24 protein-coding genes are annotated in these 15,790 nt (G+C 67.8%); 4 read left to right on the forward strand and 20 right to left on the reverse strand.

The annotated features are described in order from the left end of the window. Positions 1-71: 71 nt before the first annotated feature. Complete coding sequence (locus tag ABL838_RS28925) at positions 72-389, forward strand: hypothetical protein (protein ID WP_126025389.1); 318 nt, start codon at positions 72-74, stop codon at positions 387-389. A 33-nt stretch (positions 390-422) separates the two neighbouring features. Here ABL838_RS28925 and ABL838_RS28930 read toward each other — a convergent pair whose 3' ends face one another. The 11 genes from ABL838_RS28930 to ABL838_RS28980 form a co-directional block, all read right to left on the reverse strand. Next, on the reverse strand, positions 423-1,466 hold the full coding sequence (locus tag ABL838_RS28930) for an NADP-dependent oxidoreductase (RefSeq protein WP_369660564.1): 1,044 nt from the start codon (positions 1,464-1,466) through the stop codon (positions 423-425). 378 nt (positions 1,467-1,844) lie between these two features. Then, positions 1,845-3,227, reverse strand: a complete 1,383-nt coding sequence (locus tag ABL838_RS28935) for a HAMP domain-containing sensor histidine kinase (RefSeq protein WP_126025391.1) — start codon at positions 3,225-3,227, stop codon at positions 1,845-1,847. Between the two features lie 29 nt (positions 3,228-3,256). After that, entirely contained in the window at positions 3,257-3,952 is a 696-nt protein-coding gene (locus tag ABL838_RS28940; protein WP_369660562.1) for a response regulator transcription factor, read from the reverse strand. A gap of 50 nt (positions 3,953-4,002) precedes the next feature. Continuing rightward, a complete protein-coding gene (locus tag ABL838_RS28945) occupies positions 4,003-4,395 on the reverse strand; it encodes a hypothetical protein (protein ID WP_418123098.1) in 393 nt (130 codons plus the stop codon). Then, on the reverse strand, positions 4,389-4,751 hold the full coding sequence (locus ABL838_RS28950) for a DUF4260 domain-containing protein (RefSeq protein ID WP_418123100.1): 363 nt from the start codon (positions 4,749-4,751) through the stop codon (positions 4,389-4,391). Before ABL838_RS28950 ends, ABL838_RS28945 begins: the two co-directional genes overlap by 7 nt. Positions 4,752-4,881: 130 nt before the next feature. Continuing rightward, positions 4,882-5,346, reverse strand: a complete 465-nt coding sequence (locus ABL838_RS28955) for a Spy/CpxP family protein refolding chaperone (RefSeq protein WP_126025395.1) — start codon at positions 5,344-5,346, stop codon at positions 4,882-4,884. A gap of 146 nt (positions 5,347-5,492) precedes the next feature. Next, positions 5,493-5,867, reverse strand: a complete 375-nt coding sequence (locus ABL838_RS28960) for a DUF4148 domain-containing protein (protein WP_369660558.1) — start codon at positions 5,865-5,867, stop codon at positions 5,493-5,495. Positions 5,868-6,013: 146 nt separating this feature from the next. Next, a complete protein-coding gene (ptsP, locus tag ABL838_RS28965) occupies positions 6,014-7,816 on the reverse strand; it encodes a phosphoenolpyruvate--protein phosphotransferase (RefSeq protein WP_184642139.1) in 1,803 nt (600 codons plus the stop codon). A gap of 10 nt (positions 7,817-7,826) precedes the next feature. Further along, positions 7,827-8,096, reverse strand: coding sequence for an HPr family phosphocarrier protein (locus tag ABL838_RS28970; protein ID WP_057596164.1), 270 nt, complete (start codon positions 8,094-8,096; stop codon positions 7,827-7,829). Beyond that, complete coding sequence (locus ABL838_RS28975; RefSeq protein ID WP_126025398.1) at positions 8,065-8,520, reverse strand: PTS sugar transporter subunit IIA; 456 nt, start codon at positions 8,518-8,520, stop codon at positions 8,065-8,067. The genes ABL838_RS28970 and ABL838_RS28975 overlap by 32 nt, the downstream gene beginning before the upstream one ends. A 148-nt stretch (positions 8,521-8,668) precedes the next feature. Further along, positions 8,669-9,220, reverse strand: a complete 552-nt coding sequence (locus ABL838_RS28980; protein WP_418123102.1) for a hypothetical protein — start codon at positions 9,218-9,220, stop codon at positions 8,669-8,671. Between the two features lie 99 nt (positions 9,221-9,319). Here ABL838_RS28980 and ABL838_RS28985 point away from each other — a divergent pair, with 99 nt between their 5' ends. Then, a complete protein-coding gene (locus ABL838_RS28985) occupies positions 9,320-9,817 on the forward strand; it encodes a TlpA disulfide reductase family protein (RefSeq protein WP_126025400.1) in 498 nt (165 codons plus the stop codon). Positions 9,818-9,889: 72 nt separating this feature from the next. On the opposite strand, the gene ABL838_RS28990 is transcribed toward ABL838_RS28985, so the two are convergent. Further along, the gene (locus tag ABL838_RS28990; protein WP_126025401.1) at positions 9,890-10,336 is read right to left on the reverse strand and encodes a c-type cytochrome; all 447 of its coding nucleotides are present in this window, start codon (positions 10,334-10,336) and stop codon (positions 9,890-9,892) included. 162 nt (positions 10,337-10,498) lie between these two features. Between ABL838_RS28990 and ABL838_RS28995 the strand changes: the two genes are divergently transcribed. Beyond that, a complete protein-coding gene (locus ABL838_RS28995) occupies positions 10,499-11,209 on the forward strand; it encodes a cytochrome b/b6 domain-containing protein (protein ID WP_184642142.1) in 711 nt (236 codons plus the stop codon). Then, complete coding sequence (locus ABL838_RS29000) at positions 11,206-11,793, forward strand: GNAT family N-acetyltransferase (protein ID WP_126025403.1); 588 nt, start codon at positions 11,206-11,208, stop codon at positions 11,791-11,793. The genes ABL838_RS28995 and ABL838_RS29000 overlap by 4 nt, the downstream gene beginning before the upstream one ends. A gap of 10 nt (positions 11,794-11,803) precedes the next feature. On the opposite strand, the gene ABL838_RS29005 is transcribed toward ABL838_RS29000, so the two are convergent. From ABL838_RS29005 to rplB, 8 genes are all read right to left on the reverse strand, one after another. After that, positions 11,804-12,310, reverse strand: a complete 507-nt coding sequence (locus tag ABL838_RS29005) for a peroxiredoxin (RefSeq protein WP_126025404.1) — start codon at positions 12,308-12,310, stop codon at positions 11,804-11,806. Positions 12,311-12,392: 82 nt separating this feature from the next. After that, a complete protein-coding gene (gene rpsQ / locus ABL838_RS29010; RefSeq protein WP_015867662.1) occupies positions 12,393-12,662 on the reverse strand; it encodes a 30S ribosomal protein S17 in 270 nt (89 codons plus the stop codon). A gap of 9 nt (positions 12,663-12,671) precedes the next feature. Then, on the reverse strand, positions 12,672-12,881 hold the full coding sequence (gene rpmC / locus ABL838_RS29015) for a 50S ribosomal protein L29 (protein ID WP_026346743.1): 210 nt from the start codon (positions 12,879-12,881) through the stop codon (positions 12,672-12,674). Between the two features lie 55 nt (positions 12,882-12,936). Next, a complete protein-coding gene (rplP, locus tag ABL838_RS29020) occupies positions 12,937-13,353 on the reverse strand; it encodes a 50S ribosomal protein L16 (RefSeq protein WP_007838137.1) in 417 nt (138 codons plus the stop codon). A 52-nt stretch (positions 13,354-13,405) separates the two neighbouring features. After that, on the reverse strand, positions 13,406-14,320 hold the full coding sequence (gene rpsC, locus ABL838_RS29025) for a 30S ribosomal protein S3 (RefSeq protein ID WP_126025405.1): 915 nt from the start codon (positions 14,318-14,320) through the stop codon (positions 13,406-13,408). Between the two features lie 13 nt (positions 14,321-14,333). Continuing rightward, positions 14,334-14,666 carry a 50S ribosomal protein L22 gene (gene rplV / locus ABL838_RS29030; RefSeq protein WP_019657678.1) on the reverse strand — a complete coding sequence of 111 codons (333 nt, stop codon included), beginning with the start codon at positions 14,664-14,666 and terminating at the stop codon, positions 14,334-14,336. A gap of 9 nt (positions 14,667-14,675) precedes the next feature. Next, the gene (gene rpsS, locus ABL838_RS29035; protein ID WP_007838132.1) at positions 14,676-14,954 is read right to left on the reverse strand and encodes a 30S ribosomal protein S19; all 279 of its coding nucleotides are present in this window, start codon (positions 14,952-14,954) and stop codon (positions 14,676-14,678) included. A 10-nt stretch (positions 14,955-14,964) separates the two neighbouring features. Beyond that, entirely contained in the window at positions 14,965-15,789 is an 825-nt protein-coding gene (gene rplB / locus ABL838_RS29040; RefSeq protein WP_126025406.1) for a 50S ribosomal protein L2, read from the reverse strand. Between the last annotated feature and the right edge of the window lies 1 nt (position 15,790).

A 15,790-nucleotide genomic window follows, 5' to 3' on the forward strand; every position in this document is an offset into this window, starting at 1 on the left:
GGCTGTATCCGACGGCGCGCCTTCATCTTTTCTGGCTAGAGTGGAGGCTCAGGAAAAAGGAGCCAACCCACATGGACGACAAGAACAGGGATTTCGAGATCACGCCAAAGCTGGTGTTCGACCTGAACCTGGCGCTGTACCTCGATCTGGTGGCCGCGCTGGAGGGCGCGGGCGCCGTCACCTACCGCCAGATGGCGGCCCGGGTGCTCAACATCAGCATGGATGCGCGCAGCGACGGCGAAGCCGGCCTGTCGACGGTGCTCGAGGGCATCGCCCGGGGCTTCGCGGGCCATGGCGACGGCCTGTCGATCGAGTTGCTGAAGGCCGCGCGCGGCCTGCGCGAGGACGACGCGCTGGGCGACATCCCGATGCGTCCCGACCTGGGCTGAGCCGCGGCGTCCCTCCGGCGGCCCGCCCCGCGCCTAGTCTTCGGCGACCTGCAGCACCAGCTTGCCGAAGTTCTCGCCCGCGAAGAGCTTGTTGAGCGACTCGGGGAAGGTATCGAGCCCCTTCACCACGTCTTCCTTGCTCTTCATGCGCCCATCTTTCAGGTAACCGGCCATCTCGGCGATGGCGATGTGGTACCTGTCGGCGTAGTCGAACACCACGATGCCTTCCATGCGGGCACGATTCACCAGCAGGCTCAGGTAGTTCTTAGGGCCAGCCGAGGGCATGCTGTTGGCGTTGTTGTACTGGCTGATGGCGCCACAGATGATGATGCGGGCCTTGCGCGCGAGCCGCGCCAGCACCATGTCGAGGATCTCGCCGCCGACGTTGTCGAAGTAGATGTCCACGCCCTTCGGGCAGTGCGTCTTCAGGCCCTCGCGCACCGCGGCGGCGCCGGCCTTGTAGTCGATGCAGGCGTCGAAGCCGAGCTCCTTCACCACCCAGTCGCACTTGGCCTGCCCCCCGGCGATGCCGACCACGCGGCAGCCCTTGATCTTGGCCAGCTGGCCCACCGTCTGGCCGACGGCGCCGGCCGCGCCGGAAACCACCACCGTCTCGCCTGGCTTGGGCATGCCCACGTCCATCAGGCCGAAGTAGCCGGTCATGCCGGGCATGCCCAGCACGTTGAGCCACTGGGTGATGGTGCCCACGCGCAGGTCGATCTTCACCAGGCCGTTGCGCTTGATCTGGTCTTCGGGGATGAGGATGTATTCCTGCACGCCCAGCGTGCCGTAGACGGTGTCGCCCACGGCGAACTGCGGGTTCTTCGAGGCGATGACGCGGCCGACGCCGCCGGCGCGCATCACTTCGTCGATGCCCACGGGCGGGATGTAGCTCTTGGCGTCGTTGAGCCAGCCGCGCATGGCGGGGTCGAGCGACAGCGACAGCGTCTTGACGAGCACGCCGCCCTCGGCCGGTTCGCCGACGGGCTCGGTGGTGAACTTCCAGTTCTCGCGGGTGGCCGTGCCCTCGGGGCGCTTGGCGAGGCGGACCTGATGGTTGGTGAGTGGGGTGCTCATGGCGTCTGTCTCCTTGACCTTGAATGAGGGGGCGCTGGCGCGCAGGCGCATCGTAGCGGCGCCCCCGGGGCGGGCAGGTAGCGCAGGCGACAGCGCGCCTTTCGCCCCCGGCTAGGGCCTGTTCACACTATTTCCGGGGTCGCGAAGGGCAGCCAGGGCGGGCCAATCAAGGCGCGTGACGACGCGTGTGCATGCGCACACGCTAGGAGCGCAACGCCGAGTGGCCCGCCCTGGCTGCCCTTCCCGCAGGGTTGGCGCTCCAAGGGGCCGTCTGCGGCGTTGCCCGCGCTTGCGAGGCGAAAGCCTTGCTGCGCACGGGCGCCTTGCAGCCAGCCCCTTGGAGCGCCAACGCGACCCCGGAAATAGTGTGAACAGGCCCTAGGCCAGCCTGACGACGATCCGCAACCCCGGCTGCGCGTTGCGCACCGTGAGCTTGCCGCCGTGCGCCTCGGCGATCAGCCGGCACAGGTACATGCCCAGGCCCACGCCGCCGGTGGCGCGCGCCCGGGCGCCGTCGGTGCGGTAGAAGGGCTCTGTCAGGCGCTCGAGCTGCTCGTCGTCCACGCCGGGGCCGTGGTCGCGCACCTCGATCTCCGCGCCCTGGCTGCTGCCGTCGAGCACCGCGCGCAGCGACACGCAGGGCGGCCGGGGCGCGTCGGCGCTGTAGCGCAGCGCGTTGTCCAGCAGGTTGCGCACCAGCAGCCGGATGCGCATGCGGTCCACCGCGTGCGGCGGCAGGCCCTCGGCCAGGTCGAGATGCACATGCTCCGCTCCGGGCATCTCGGCCACGATCTCGCGGATCAGCGCCGCCAGGTCGACTGGTTCGCGCTGCAGCGCCACGTGCGGGCTGGCGAGGCGCTCGCTTTCGAGCAGGTCGCTGATGAGGTCGCGCATCTCGTTCAGGTCGCGCAGCAGCGCGTCGCGCTCGGCCTGCCCCTCGGGCGTGGTCGGCAGCAGTTCGGCGTTCAGGCGCGCGCGCGTGAGCGGCGAGCGCAGCTCGTGGCTCAGCGCCAGCAGCAGCCCGCGCTTGGCGTCGAGCATGGCCTGGATGTCCTCGGCCATGGTGTTGATGCGCTCGGCAAGGTCGCCGAGGTCGTCGTTGCGGCGGATCGGAATGGGCTGCGTGAACTCGCCGCGGCCGAAGCGCTGCGCGCCCTCGCGGATGTCGATCAGCGGGCGCAGCAGACGGCTCACGTAGGCGTAGCCCAGCAGCACGCACGACAGCAGCAGGCCCAGCGTGGCCCAGCCGATGACGCGCGGCGCCAGCTGCCAGAGCTTGGGCGACCAGCCGAAGATCACGCGGTGGCCGTCGGCCGTGGGGCGGATGAACCACTTGTCGCCGCCGAAGACGTCTTCGCGGTCGTGCATCCAGCCGCCGGGGCTGCTGGCGCCGCCGGGGTTGGAGTCCCAGTTGACCTTGGGGCCCACGATGCGGATGGTGATCGGCAGCCGCGCCACCAGTGCCTGCGCGCGCGCCACGTCGGGCGGCGTGCCGATCTCGGCGACCAGGCGGTCGGCGTAATCGGTCAGCATCGGCTTGGCGGCCTCGGCCCAGCCGGTGGAGAACGATTTCTTCATGCCGCCCATGAAGACGGCCGCCATCACCAGCGCGAGCAGCACGAACATCAGCACCAGCCGCACGCGCAGCGAACGGCGCCAGCGGCGCTTGCCCTGCACCTTCTCGTTCCAGCGCGCGTGCCACTTGGCGTGCCAGTCGCCGCGCGTCATCTCGTCGCGGCATTCCTCGCCGCGCCACCGCATCCTGCGGGACTCCCTGCTTCGGCCGAAGTTCATGCAGGTTCGCTGCGGGCGACGGCCAGCGCGTAGCCCGCGTTGCGCAGCGTCTTGATGCAGTCCAGCGGCTCGAGCTTCTTGCGCAGGCGGCTCACCACGATGTCGACCGCGCGCGTGTAGAGCTCGGCCTCGTGCCCGCGCAGGCGGTTGAGGATGTCGTCTCGGCTGAAGACCTTGCCCGGCTCGGCCGCCAGCAGCGCGAGCAGCTCGAACTCGGTGCCGGTGAGCTCCACGCGCTCGCCGTGGCGCAGCACCTGGCGCCGGTCGAGGTCGATCGACAGGCCGTCGAACACGCGGTACTGCGTGCCGCTGGCTGACGCCTGCGGCGTGCTGCGCTGGCGGCGCAGGATGGTCTGCACGCGCGCTACCAGTTCGCGCGGCTCGAAGGGCTTGGGCACGTAGTCGTCGGCGCCGAGCTCCAGCCCGACCACGCGGTCCATCACTTCGCCGCGGGCGGTGAGCATCACGATGGGAATGTCGCTTTCCTTGCGGATTTCGCGGCACAGCGCGAAGCCGTCCATCTCGGGCAGCATCACGTCGAGGATGGCCGCGTCGTAGGTGCCTGCACGCAGCCTGGCCAGCCCCTCGCTCGGGCGCACGGCGCTTTCGAGCGTGCAGCCGAAGCGTGCGAAGTAGGTGGTCAGCGGCGCGGCGAGATGCTCGTCGTCGTCGATCAGCAGGATGCGCGGCATGGCGGGATTGTGCCTCCGGACGAGAAAGTGGCGAATGACCTCGCTGACCATCAGACCCGCCGGCATCGCACCGCCCAGGTCAGGCCCGTCACGAGGATGGAAAGCAGCAGCGCGTGGTAGACCACGTCGGGCACCGTGCGCGGGCCGATGCCCGCGATGATGGTGCCGAGGCCGACCAGCGTGCCCAGCAGCGCGAAGCCCTGGCCGAAGATGGCCGCGCGGCGCGCATGGTGCGGGCGCAGCCAGGTCTCGACCGAGGCCAGCACCAGCACCGTGGCGATCACCGCCTCGGCAGTGCGCGCCGCCGGGTGCGCGTAGCCGGGCACGAGGAACCCGGCATGCACCATCGACGCGATGCCCAGCGTGAGCGCCTCCGTCAGCATCCATGCGCGCGCGGCCGGCGCGTGCACGGCATGCGAAGCCGTGGGGTCGCCGCTCACCATGGGTCGGCCTTGCCGATGCGGCCCAGGTGCGTGGCGGCGAAGCCGCTCGCGTACTTGAGCCCGTAGCCCAGCGCGTGGTCCATGCCGATGTGCGCCAGCCAGATCAGGCTGCCGGCCACCGCCCACGGCATCGCCGCGAGCACGCCCAGCGCCAGCAGCAGCACCGGACCGACGTACGAGTGCGCCGCGTTGTAGAGCGCAGCCCCCGTGCGCGGGCCCGCGAGGTAGCCCAGCAGCGAGAGATCGGGCGCGAGCAGCCACAGCGCGAACACGCCCCAGCCTGCGCCGAACTGCGCGTAGGCGGCGAGCGCCACGCCGAGCACCACGGCGCCTTCGAGGCGCAGCAGGGTGCGCACGCCGCCTGCCGCCGCTACGCCCCCTTCGGGAGACGCCGTGGAACCGGCTTTGCCGGGCCACTGGTGTCGCCCCCGGAGAGGGGGGAGGCGCAGCGACACGAAGTGCGCGAAGCCTGGGGGTGAGCCCGGTTCAGCCACGGTGGCTCCAGCGGCGGCCGCCTCGTTCCATGAAATCGCGCACCTTCTGCTGCTGCGCGGCGTTCAGGCTGTCGAAGAAGTCCGCTGCGGCGGCGATGATCTCGGGACTGCCGTTGCGCACGGCCGTGGTCTTCTCGTCGATCAGTCGGGCAGCACCGGCCTGGTCGAGCTTGTTGCCCGCGAACAGCGCCTTGAACTGCGAGCGCGGATCGCCAGAGCCGCCCGCGCCGCGCATGGCTTCACGCTGCGCCTGCAACTTCTCGGCCAGCACGGTGAGCTTCTGCTTCTGGCTCGCGTCGAGTTCGAGCTTGCTGCCCACGCGCTCGACCATCTTCGTGCGGAACTCGGCGCTGTCGCCGCCCCAGCCGTGGCGGTAGCTGCTGCAGCCAGCGATGCTCCCCGCGACCATGGCGGCGCCGGCGAAGCCGAAGAGAGTGCGTTTGATCCAGTGTTTCATGGCGATTCCTTGTGTTCCTGGTGTTGTGTTGAGGAGGAAGCTCCATGGTGCGGATTGCACCGGGCCAAGTCCTCTCGCTGCGGTTGCGGCGTGTTTCGTTTTATGGCGACAGGCGTGGCGACAGGCGTGGCGACAAGCCGGCCTGCTTAGAGGCGGCTGCTCTTGGCGTTGGCAGCCGAGGCGCGTGCGTCGACGGGGTTGGGCATGGTCGAGATGACCTGGCTGTTCACGCGCGAACTCGCCGACACGTTCTGGTCAGGCGCGGCGGCAGCGCGCACGGCTTCTGCGACGATGCGCCCGCGTTCGGTCGAGACGGCCATGGTCTCGGCACCGCGCGAGCCGCGCACCACGTTCTGGTCGGGCGCCGATGCGGTGCGCATGGCTTCGGCGTTGACTTCGGCACGGCTCTTGGCCGACACGGCGGGCTGCACGCCCTCGTAGCTCTCAGCCTTCGCGCCGGCTGCGGCGAGCATGGCGAAGGATGCGACGGCGACGATCTGGGTGAAGGAGATGGAGTTCATTTCAGGCCTTTCTTTCAGTGGTTGAAGAGAAGGCCTGATCGTGCTTGCGGGCCCCCCGCAAGTCCTTTCGCCGCAGTTTCGGCGTGTTTCGTTTCTTTTCACTCACCCGCGGGGTGAGTGAAAAGTACGCTCGTGGCGTCAGCCGGTCAGCCAGCCATTGCGGCGGCGGGGTCGTCGGAGTCGAGCACGCTCTTTGCCCATGCCTCGAGCTTGCCGGTGTCGGCGCGCAGCACCTCCTGCTTGACCGCGAGGATGCGCGAGGGATGCATCGAGAAGCTGCGCAGGCCCAGGCCCAGCAGCAGACGCGTGAAGGCCACGTCGCCCGCCATTTCGCCGCACACGGCCACGCCCTTGCCTTGTCGGCGGCACTCGGCGATGGTGTCGGCCACCAGGCGCAGCACGGCCGGATGCGCCGGGTCGTAGAGGTGCGCCACCGATTCGTCGGCGCGGTCGATCGCCAGCGTGTACTGGATCAGGTCGTTGGTGCCGATCGACAGGAAGTCGAAGTGCTTCAGGAAGATGCGCAGCGTGAGCGCGGCCGCCGGGATCTCGATCATGGCGCCGAGCTTCACGTGGCCGTACACCGCGCCGCGGTTGTCGAGTTCGGCGCGCGCGAAGTCGATCAGCGAGAGCGTCTGCCTGATTTCGCTCGCGTGCGCGAGCATCGGGATGAGCAGATGGATCTCGCCATGCGCCGCCGCGCGCAGGATGGCGCGCAGCTGCGTGAGGAACATCGCCGGATCGGCCAGGCTCCAGCGGATGGCGCGCAGGCCCAGCGCCGGGTTCAGGTGCTCCTGCTTGTTGGCCGACTTGCTGTCCAGCGGCTTGTCGGCGCCCACGTCGATGGTGCGGATGGTGACCGGCATGCCCTGCATGCCCTCGACCGCGCGCCTGTAGGCCTGGTACTGCTCCTCCTCATCGGGCAGCCGGGTCTGGGGCGAGCCCGTGTCGCGGCCCATGAAGAGGAATTCGCTGCGAAAGAGGCCCACGCCCACCGCGCCGGCCTTGACCGCGCCCACGGTGTCTTCCGGCATCTCGATGTTGGCCAGCAGCTCCACCCGCTGGCCGTCGAGCGTGACGGCGGGCTTGTGGCGCAGCCGCGCGAGCCGGCCGCGCTCGAGGTCGCCCTGGCGCTGCTTGAAGCCGTACTCGGCCAGGATGATCGGCGACGGATCGACGATCACCACGCCGGCGTCGCCGTCGATGATGACCCAGTCGTCCTGCCGCACCAGCTGGCTCGCAGTGCGCGCGCCGACCACGGCCGGGATGTCCATGCTGCGCGCCACGATGGCGGTGTGCGAGGTGCGCCCGCCCACGTCGGTGACGAAGCCGGCGAACACGCTCTTCTTGAACTGCAGCATGTCGGCCGGCGAGAGGTCGTGCGCGATCAGCACCAGCGGCACGTCGATGCCGTCGCCCGCGGTGGGGTCGTCGTTGTCATCGTCAGCGGAGGCCGCGCGCTTGCGGCGCGGCGGGCTCGGCGCCAGCACGGCGGCCGTGCCCTTCATGCGGTGCAGCAGCCGCTCGACCACCTGCTCGAGGTCGGCCTTGCGCTCGCGCAGGTACGGGTCCTCCATCTCGTCGAACTGGCGCGCGATGATCTCCAGCTGCGTGGTCAGCGCCCACTCGGCGTTGTACAGGCGCTCGCTGATCCAGTGCTTGACGCCGCCGCTCAGGGCTTCGTCCTGCAGCAGCATCTGGTGCACCTCGAGCAGCGCCGCAAGCTCGTGCGGCGCGTCGTTCGGGCCCATCTGCGCGACGTTGGCCTGCAGCTTGGCCAACTCGTCGGCCACCGCGTTGCGCGCGGTGCGCACGCGGTCGATCTCGGTCTCGATCTCTTCGGGCTTGATGAAGTAGTGGGCGACGTCGATGCGGCTCGACACCACCAGCACGGCGCGCCCGATGGCAATGCCACGGGCAACGGGGAGGCCGTGGACTGCGAAGGTCATGGGACGGTCCTTATTCGCCTTCGCCGAACTTGTCGTCCATGAGCTGGACGATGGCGTTCATCGCTTCTTCTTCCTGCGGCCCGTTGGTTTCGAGCTCGACGGTGGAGCCCAGGCCGGCAGCCAGCATCATCACGCCCATGATGCTCTTCGCGTTGATGCGGCGGTCGCCGCGGGAGAGCCACACCTCGCAGGGAAAGCTGCCTGCGAGCTTGGTCAGCTTGGCCGATGCGCGTGCATGCAGGCCCAGCTTATTGCTGATGGTCACGGATTTCTTGATCACTGTGCTTTCTTTTCGCCTGGTTCTGGGGAGCCGCCACCGCCACCTGCATCACGCCCGCGGTGCCGCCCGCGAGGGCGCGCTGCACCAGCGTCTCCAGGGGTTCGTGCCGGTAGGTGACGGCACGCAGCAGCATCGGAAGATTGACCCCCGCCACCAGCCGCGACCGGACGCCGTCCACCAGCTTCTGCGCCACGTTGCAGGGCGTGGCGCCGAACACGTCGGCCAGCACCAGCACCTGCGAACGCGGCGCGTGCAGCTGCTGCGCGAGGGTGATGCGCGCGGCCGCCAGCGTTTCTTCGGGCGACACGTTGGGCAGCACGTCGAGCGCGGCGATGGCCTGTTCGCAGTCGGGAAACACATGCAGCGCGCACTGCCGCATCGCATGGGCGAACGGAGCGTGGGCGATGATGAGGATGCTGTTCATGCAAAAGGGAGGACGACGCGTCGATTATGCGGGGGCGCCCAGGGGAAGTAGATATGCGACATAACGCGGCAGCCCCGGAAAACGGACAGGACCGTGCGGACGGTCTGGCCACCGCAGCTATCGGAACCATAGCAGGCGAGGCCGCCGCTCATGGAAGCCTGAGGCCCTCGAAGAAGGTCTTCGACGCCTCGGCCGAGGAAGGCTGGCCGAGCACCGTGGCCTGGTAGAGCGCCACCGAACCGTCTTTCTGCGACTGGGCGAACCAGAGCACCTGCAGGGGCGTGGCCGTACCTTTTTGCGGCGGCTGTGTTTCCAGGCGCAGCGGCGCGGGCACTGCCGTTGCGCGCAGCACGCTGGCGGCGGATTCCGTCACCTGCGCCTCGCCAAGTTGCCCGCGCGTGGCGGTGTGCCAGGCGCGCAGCCAGGCTTCGGCCTGCTCTGGGCCGTTCGCGGAGGCATGCGCGATGGCGAATGTCGCGCCGCCGGCTTCGCAGCCCGTCATGTCGACCTGCACCGATTCGGTGCCCAGCGGCAGCGCGCGGGTCGCACGGTCGGCCTTGCAGGGCAGCATCGCGACCAGGCCGGCCCCGGCGATCGGCACTTCGCGCCAGTTGAAGGCGGGGCTGCAGGCTGCGAGCAGGGCTGCCGCGGCCAGCACTGCGAACCTGGAGCGGGGAATGGCGGGGGACGGCGACGGCATGGGGCAGCGATTATCGAACCGTGCACGCCGGTCGGGATGTCGCCAGCACGATCGGGCACGCGGAACTAAAATCGCGCCGCCCTTCTCTTGCACCAAGCCATGAAGAAATACCTCGCCGCAGCAGCTGTCGTCGTCGCATTGGCCACCGGCGTGGGCGTGTACCTCGGCTCCGGCGCCACTGCCGCTCCCGCCTCCACCTTCGTGCTGCTGGACGGCTCGCAGAAGAGCACGGCGGACCTGAAGGGCAAGGTCACCCTGGTCAACTTCTGGGCCACCAGCTGCGTGACCTGCGTGGGCGAGATGCCCAAGGTCATCGCCACCTACGACAAGTACAAGGCCCAGGGCTACGACACCCTGGCGGTGGCCATGAGCTACGACCCGCCGAGCTACGTCGTCAATTTCGCCCAGACACGCAAGCTGCCGTTCAAGGTGGCGATCGACAACACCGGCAGCGTGGCGCAGGCCTGGGGCGACGTGAAGCTCACGCCGACCACCTATCTGGTCAACAAGCGCGGCGAGATCGTGAAGCGCTATGTGGGCGAGCCGGACTTCGCCGAGCTGCACAAACTGATCGAAAAACTCCTGGCCGAAGCCTGATCTCTCGCCAGCCCCAACGAAAAGGCGCCCCGAAAGGGCGCCTTTTGCTTTTGTCCTGTCGCGATCCGCTGCTTACTGCGCGCGGAAGCTGTCGTGGCAGGCCTTGCAGCTCGCGGCGGTCGGGCCGAACTGGGCCTTGAGGGCATCGAGATTGCCGGCCTTGGCGGCGGTCACCAGCTTGCCGGTTTCCTCGAGCAGCTTCTGCTGGCGTTCCTTGAACTTGGCGTCTTCCTTCCAGATGTCGGGCCTGGCCTTGCCGCCCTCGGCACCGGCGGAGAAGCCTGCCCAGGGCAGCTTCGCCATGTCGGCGACCACTTCGGCATTGGCCGCGGCGGCGGCTGCGTCGTAAGGCGCGCGGCCGTTGGCCATGGCGCCGAGGCGGCCGAAGTGCTGGCTCATCACGAACAGCGAACTCTGGCGGTACTTGATGGCGTCTTCGGGCTTGGCGAACTGGGCGGCCGCGGGAAGGGACATGGCCGCGCAGGCGGCTGCGACGGCCAGGGAGGCGAATCGTTTCATGGGTGATCCTCGTGTGGGGAAAAAACGCCATCGTGCGCGGCGCTGCGGGCGAGTGTAGGGGCGGGCCGTACCGGCCGCATAGCAACAACCCGAAGCGGCCTGGGGCCCGGACTTTGCTAATCTGCGCCTTCCGCAGCACCGCGCCCCCCAGCGCCTTCCTCGATGACCGACACCTCCGTGGCCGCCTTTCGCGCGGCCCCCGGCCCCGGCGCCCGCACCCGGGTCTGGGACCTGCCGACGCGCCTTTTCCACTGGGCGCTGGCCATCGCCGTCGTCGGCATGATCGGCACCGGCCTGAACGGGGCCATGGAGTGGCACTTCCGCATCGGCTACACGGTCCTGGCGCTGCTGCTTTTCAGGCTGCTCTGGGGCTTCATGGGCGGACGCTGGTCGCGCTTCGGGGCTTTCGTCTACGGGCCGGGCTCGCTGGCGGCCTACCTGCGCGGCCGGGCGCATCCGGACCACCTGATCGGGCACACGCCGCTGGGCGCGCTGTCGGTGTTTGCGGTGCTGGCCATCCTGGTGCTGCAGGTCGCGACCGGGCTGATGGCGGACGACGAAATCTCGGCCTCGGGGCCGCTCACCCGCTTCGTCTCCGGCGAGATCGTTGGCATGGCCACCGGCTGGCACAAGGCGCAGGGCAAGTGGATCGTGATCGCCCTTGCGAGCCTGCATGTGCTGGCCGTGCTGTTCTACGTGCTCATCAAGCGGCACCGCCTGGTGCGGCCGATGGTATCGGGCGACAAGCTGGTCCCTTCCGAAAGCGGCCAGGTGGCGCCCAGCCGCGACGATGCGGCCTCGCGCTGGCTGGCGCTGGTGCTGTTCGCGCTATGCGCGGGCGTGGCCTGGTGGATTTCCTCGTTGCGCGTATGAGCTTCTCTGTTTCACGCCCCCTGCCGCTGTCGGCCATGCCGGCGGTGGTGCTGCTCACCCCCGAAGAGGCCCACGAGATCGAGGCGACACGCACGATCTTCCGTGACTACGCGGCTTCGCTGGGCATCGACCTGGATTTCCAAGATTTCGACGGCGAACTGGCGCAATTGCCCGGCGAATACGCCGAGCCGCGCGGCACGCTGCTGCTTGCGCTGGTCGATCCCGCGAACGTCAAGGAAGACGCCGGACGGCGGGCTCCGACGCTGCAGCGCGCCGACGGCACGCTGGCCCATGTGGCGGGGTGCTGCGCGCTGCGTCCGCTGGACAACGCGGACTACGCGAACGCGGCGGAAATGAAGCGCCTGTACGTGCGCCCCGGCTTCCGCGGCCTCGGGCTGGGCCGCCAGCTGGCCGAGGCGATCCTCGATGCCGCACGCAGCGCGGGTTACGGCTGCGTGCTGCTGGACACCCTCGACGACATGGAATCGGCCCGGGCGCTCTACGAAGACCTGGGTTTCGTGGAGGTACCGCCCTACTATCACAACCCCGTCGCCGGGGCTCACTACTTGAAAGTAGATCTCTGACCCGTCGGCCTCAGCCGCGGGCCTGGGCCAGCAGCGTGCCGGCGTCGCTCACTTCGAACTTGCCCGGTGCCTCGACGTTCAGCGTCGCGACCTTGCCGTCCTTCACCAGCATCGAGTAGCGGTTGCTGCGCAGGCCCATGCCGCGTCCGGTCAGGTCGAGCGTGAGGCCGGTGGCCTTCGCGAAGTCGGCGCTGCCGTCGGCCAGCATGCGAACCTTGGCGCCGGTCTTCTGGTCGCGCGCCCAGGCGCCCATCACGAAGGCGTCGTTCACGCTGACGCACCAGATCTCGTCCACGCCAGCGGCCTTGAAGTCGTCGAAGTGCTGAACATAGCCCGGCACGTGCTTGGCCGAACAGGTGGGGGTGAAGGCGCCGGGCAGCGCGAACAGCGCGATGGTCTTGCCAGCCGTCGCCTTGGCCACGTCCACGGGGTTCGGGCCGATGCTACAGCCTTCGCCCTCGACTTCGGAGTATTCCTGCAGGGTGGCCGAGGGAAGGGTGTCGCCGACTTTGATCATTGAATGTGCTCCTGAAAAAGAAAAACGGCCCACATTGTGGGCCGTTTCCGGATTGGATGCCCCTGGGGGCTCCAATGATTGATCAGACCAGGACGGCCTTCTCGACCAGACGGGTCACGACCCAGTTCTTGGTCTTCGAGATCGGACGGCTTTCCGTGATCTCGATGGTGTCGCCCAGCTTGTACTCGCCCTTTTCGTCGTGGGCGTGGTACTTGCTCGTCTTGGCCACGATCTTGCCGTAGAGCTCGTGCTTCACACGACGCTCGACCAGCACCGTCACGGTCTTCGCGCGCTTGTCGCTGACCACCTTGCCGATCAAGGTGCGCTTGAGGGATTTTTTAGCTTCCGTCATGTTCACTCCTTACTTGGCGGCTTGGGCTTCTTGCTGCTTCTGGGCAAGAATGGTCTTGGCGCGCGCGATGTCGCGGCGGGTCACGCGCAGCGTCGAGGTGTTCGACAGCTGTTGCGTGGCCTTCTGCATGCGCAGGCCGAAGTGGGCCTTCTGCAGATCCTTGATTTCGGCTTGCAGGCCTGCGACGTCCTTCGTGCGCAGGGTTGCGGCCTTCGTCACCTTGGCCGGAGCCGCGGTTTCCTTCTTCTTACGTGTTGCCATGGATGTTCTCCTCTCAGGCGCCGAGCTGGCGAGCGACGAACGTCGTGCGCAGCGGCAGCTTGGCGGCAGCCAGGCGGAACGCTTCGCGGGCGAGCTCTTCGGGCACGCCGACGATCTCGAACACGATCTTGCCGGGCTGGATTTCGGCGACGTAGTACTCGGGGTTGCCCTTGCCGTTACCCATCCGCACTTCTGCGGGCTTGGTCGAGATCGGCTTGTCGGGGAACACGCGGATCCAGATACGGCCACCGCGCTTCACATGACGCGAAATCGCGCGGCGAGCGGCTTCGATCTGGCGCGCCGTCAGGCGGCCGCGGTCGGTGCATTTGAGACCGAAGTCACCGAACGCAACCGAGTTACCCGTGGTTGCGATGCCGGTGTTGCGGCCCTTTTGTTCCTTGCGGAACTTTCTGCGTGCAGGTTGCAGCATGTTTTGTTACTCCGTGAGGGCCCCAGGCGCTTGCGCGCCCGGGAGCGACCGATTACTCGGCCTTGGCACCGTCCGCTGCTGCAGCGGGCGCGGCTTTGCGGACGCGCTTAACGGCGGGTTTCGAGTCTGCACCGGCACCGCCGGTTGCTTCTGCGGGCTTGTCGCTGCCATCGGCCGGAGCGGTGTTGCCACCGATCGGACCGCGGGCACCGGCGCGCGGGCCGGGGCCACGGCGGTCGCTGCCCGGACGGTCGCCACCAGGGCGGCCATCGCGGCGGGGACCACGCGGGCGACGTTCTTCTTCAGGACGCGGCGTCTCGACGGCGGGCAGGTCGTTGCGACCCAGCGTGTCGCCCTTGTAGACCCACACCTTCACGCCGATGACGCCGTAGGTCGTCTTGGCTTCGGAGGTGCCGTAGTCGATGTCGGCGCGCAGGGTGTGCAGCGGCACGCGGCCTTCGCGATACCACTCGGTACGAGCGATTTCGATGCCGTTCAGGCGGCCAGCCGACATGATCTTGATGCCCAGGGCACCCAGACGCATGGCGTTCTGCATGGCGCGCTTCATGGCGCGGCGGAACATGATCCGCTTTTCGAGCTGCTGCGTGATGCTGTCGGCGATCAGCTGCGCATCGATTTCGGGCTTGCGCACTTCTTCGATGTTGACCGCAACCGGCACGCCGAGCTGCTTGCCCAGTTCGCGCTTGAGGTTCTCGATGTCTTCGCCCTTCTTGCCGATCACGACGCCCGGACGAGCCGAGAAGATCGTGATGCGTGCGTTCTTGGCGGGACGCTCGATCATGACGCGCGAGACCGAAGCGTTCTTCAGCTTCTTCTTCAGGTACTCGCGAACCTTGATGTCTTCGGCCAGCATGCCCGCGAAATCGCGGTCGCTTGCGTACCAGCGGCTGGACCAATTACGGGTAACCGCCAGGCGGAAGCCGGTTGGGTGGATTTTCTGTCCCATATTTCTTCCAGGCTTAGTTGCCAACCGTCACGTACACATGGCACGTGGGCTTGCTGATGCGATTGCCGCGACCCTTGGCGCGCGCCGTGAAGCGCTTGAGCGTGGCGCCTTGCTCGACGTAGATGGTCTTGACCTTCAGTTCGTCGATGTCGGCACCGTCGTTGTGCTCGGCGTTGGCGATAGCCGATTCGAGCACCTTCTTCACGATCACAGCGGCCTTCTTCTGCGTGAATTGCAGGATGTTGAGCGCTTGATCGACCTTCTTGCCGCGGATGAGGTCAGCGACCAGACGGCCCTTGTCGACCGACAGGCGGACACCGCGGAGGACTGCACGTGTTTCAGACATGGTCGTTCCTTACTTCTTCTGGACTTTCTTGTCCGCGGGGTGCCCCTTGAACGTGCGGGTGAGCGCAAATTCGCCGAGCTTGTGGCCGACCATCTGGTCGGTGATGTACACAGGCACGTGTTGCTTGCCGTTGTGCACGGCGATGGTCAGGCCGATGAACTCGGGCAGAACCATCGAGCGGCGCGACCAGGTCTTGATCGGCTTCTTGTCCTTGGTCGTCACGGCCTTGTCGGCCTTGGCCACGAGGTGGTGGTCGACGAACGGACCCTTCTTGAGAGAGCGAGTCATTGGCTATCCCTTACTTCTTGCGACGCGACACGATGAATACCTGCGTGCGCTTGTTGTTGCGGGTCCGATAACCCTTGGTCAGATTGCCCCACGGATCGACCGGATGACGGCCTTCGCCGGTACGGCCTTCACCACCACCGTGCGGGTGGTCGATCGGGTTCATCACCACGCCGCGGACGGTCGGGCGGATACCCATGTGACGCTTCACACCGGCCTTGCCGAGCTGGCGCAGGCTGTGCTCTTCGTTCGCCACTTCACCGATGGTCGCGCGGCACTCGATGTGAATGCGGCGGACTTCGCCCGAACGCATGCGGACCTGGGCGTAGACGCCTTCACGGGCCAGCAGCGTGGCCGAGGTACCGGCCGAGCGGGCGATCTGCGCGCCCTTGCCGGGCTGCAGTTCGATGCAGTGGATCGTCGAACCCACCGGAATGTTGCGGATCGGCAGGGTGTTGCCGGCGCGGATCGGGGCTTCTGCGCCCGACAGCAGCGTTGCACCGGCTTCCAGACCGCGCGGGGCGATGATGTAGCGGCGCTCGCCGTCGGCGTAGCAGACCAGAGCGATGTGGGCGGTACGGTTCGGGTCGTATTCGATGCGTTCGACCTTGGCCGGGATGCCGTCCTTGTTGCGCACGAAGTCGACGACGCGGTAGTGGTGCTTGGCACCGCCGCCACGATGACGGATCGTGATGTGGCCGTTGTTGTTGCGGCCGGCCTTCTGGAACTGGGGTTCCAGCAGGGGGGCGTGAGGAGCACCCTTGAACAGGTGGTCACGCGAGATCTTCACCGCGCCGCGTTGGCCCGGCGAAGTGGGTTTCATCTTGATGACGGCCATG

This window comes from Variovorax sp. 160MFSha2.1 (genome assembly GCF_048305075.1).
Lineage (GTDB): Bacteria > Pseudomonadota > Gammaproteobacteria > Burkholderiales > Burkholderiaceae_C > Variovorax > Variovorax guangxiensis.

Excerpts from the sequence above, each read along its gene's own strand:
- ABL838_RS28935 (WP_126025391.1), bottom strand. The coding sequence starts at position 3,227 with ATGCGGTGGCGCGGCGAGGAATGCCGCGACGAGATGACGCGCGGCGAC.
- ptsP (WP_184642139.1), bottom strand. The coding sequence starts at position 7,816 with ATGACCTTCGCAGTCCACGGCCTCCCCGTTGCCCGTGGCATTGCCATC.
- ABL838_RS28985 (WP_126025400.1), top strand. The coding sequence starts at position 9,320 with ATGAAGAAATACCTCGCCGCAGCAGCTGTCGTCGTCGCATTGGCCACC.
- ABL838_RS28925 (WP_126025389.1), top strand. The coding sequence starts at position 72 with ATGGACGACAAGAACAGGGATTTCGAGATCACGCCAAAGCTGGTGTTC.
- rpsC (WP_126025405.1), bottom strand. The coding sequence starts at position 14,320 with ATGGGACAGAAAATCCACCCAACCGGCTTCCGCCTGGCGGTTACCCGT.
- rplP (WP_007838137.1), bottom strand. The coding sequence starts at position 13,353 with ATGCTGCAACCTGCACGCAGAAAGTTCCGCAAGGAACAAAAGGGCCGC.
- rpsQ (WP_015867662.1), bottom strand. The coding sequence starts at position 12,662 with ATGACGGAAGCTAAAAAATCCCTCAAGCGCACCTTGATCGGCAAGGTG.
- ABL838_RS28975 (WP_126025398.1), bottom strand. The coding sequence starts at position 8,520 with ATGAACAGCATCCTCATCATCGCCCACGCTCCGTTCGCCCATGCGATG.
- ABL838_RS28940 (WP_369660562.1), bottom strand. The coding sequence starts at position 3,952 with ATGCCGCGCATCCTGCTGATCGACGACGACGAGCATCTCGCCGCGCCG.
- ABL838_RS29000 (WP_126025403.1), top strand. The coding sequence starts at position 11,206 with ATGAGCTTCTCTGTTTCACGCCCCCTGCCGCTGTCGGCCATGCCGGCG.
- ABL838_RS28995 (WP_184642142.1), top strand. The coding sequence starts at position 10,499 with ATGACCGACACCTCCGTGGCCGCCTTTCGCGCGGCCCCCGGCCCCGGC.
- ABL838_RS28955 (WP_126025395.1), bottom strand. The coding sequence starts at position 5,346 with ATGAAACACTGGATCAAACGCACTCTCTTCGGCTTCGCCGGCGCCGCC.
- rplB (WP_126025406.1), bottom strand. The coding sequence starts at position 15,789 with ATGGCCGTCATCAAGATGAAACCCACTTCGCCGGGCCAACGCGGCGCG.
- ABL838_RS29005 (WP_126025404.1), bottom strand. The coding sequence starts at position 12,310 with ATGATCAAAGTCGGCGACACCCTTCCCTCGGCCACCCTGCAGGAATAC.
- rplV (WP_019657678.1), bottom strand. The coding sequence starts at position 14,666 with ATGTCTGAAACACGTGCAGTCCTCCGCGGTGTCCGCCTGTCGGTCGAC.
- ABL838_RS28945 (WP_418123098.1), bottom strand. The coding sequence starts at position 4,395 with ATGGTGAGCGGCGACCCCACGGCTTCGCATGCCGTGCACGCGCCGGCC.
- ABL838_RS28990 (WP_126025401.1), bottom strand. The coding sequence starts at position 10,336 with ATGAAACGATTCGCCTCCCTGGCCGTCGCAGCCGCCTGCGCGGCCATG.
- ABL838_RS28960 (WP_369660558.1), bottom strand. The coding sequence starts at position 5,867 with ATGAACTCCATCTCCTTCACCCAGATCGTCGCCGTCGCATCCTTCGCC.
- ABL838_RS28980 (WP_418123102.1), bottom strand. The coding sequence starts at position 9,220 with ATGCCGTCGCCGTCCCCCGCCATTCCCCGCTCCAGGTTCGCAGTGCTG.
- ABL838_RS28930 (WP_369660564.1), bottom strand. The coding sequence starts at position 1,466 with ATGAGCACCCCACTCACCAACCATCAGGTCCGCCTCGCCAAGCGCCCC.
- rpsS (WP_007838132.1), bottom strand. The coding sequence starts at position 14,954 with ATGACTCGCTCTCTCAAGAAGGGTCCGTTCGTCGACCACCACCTCGTG.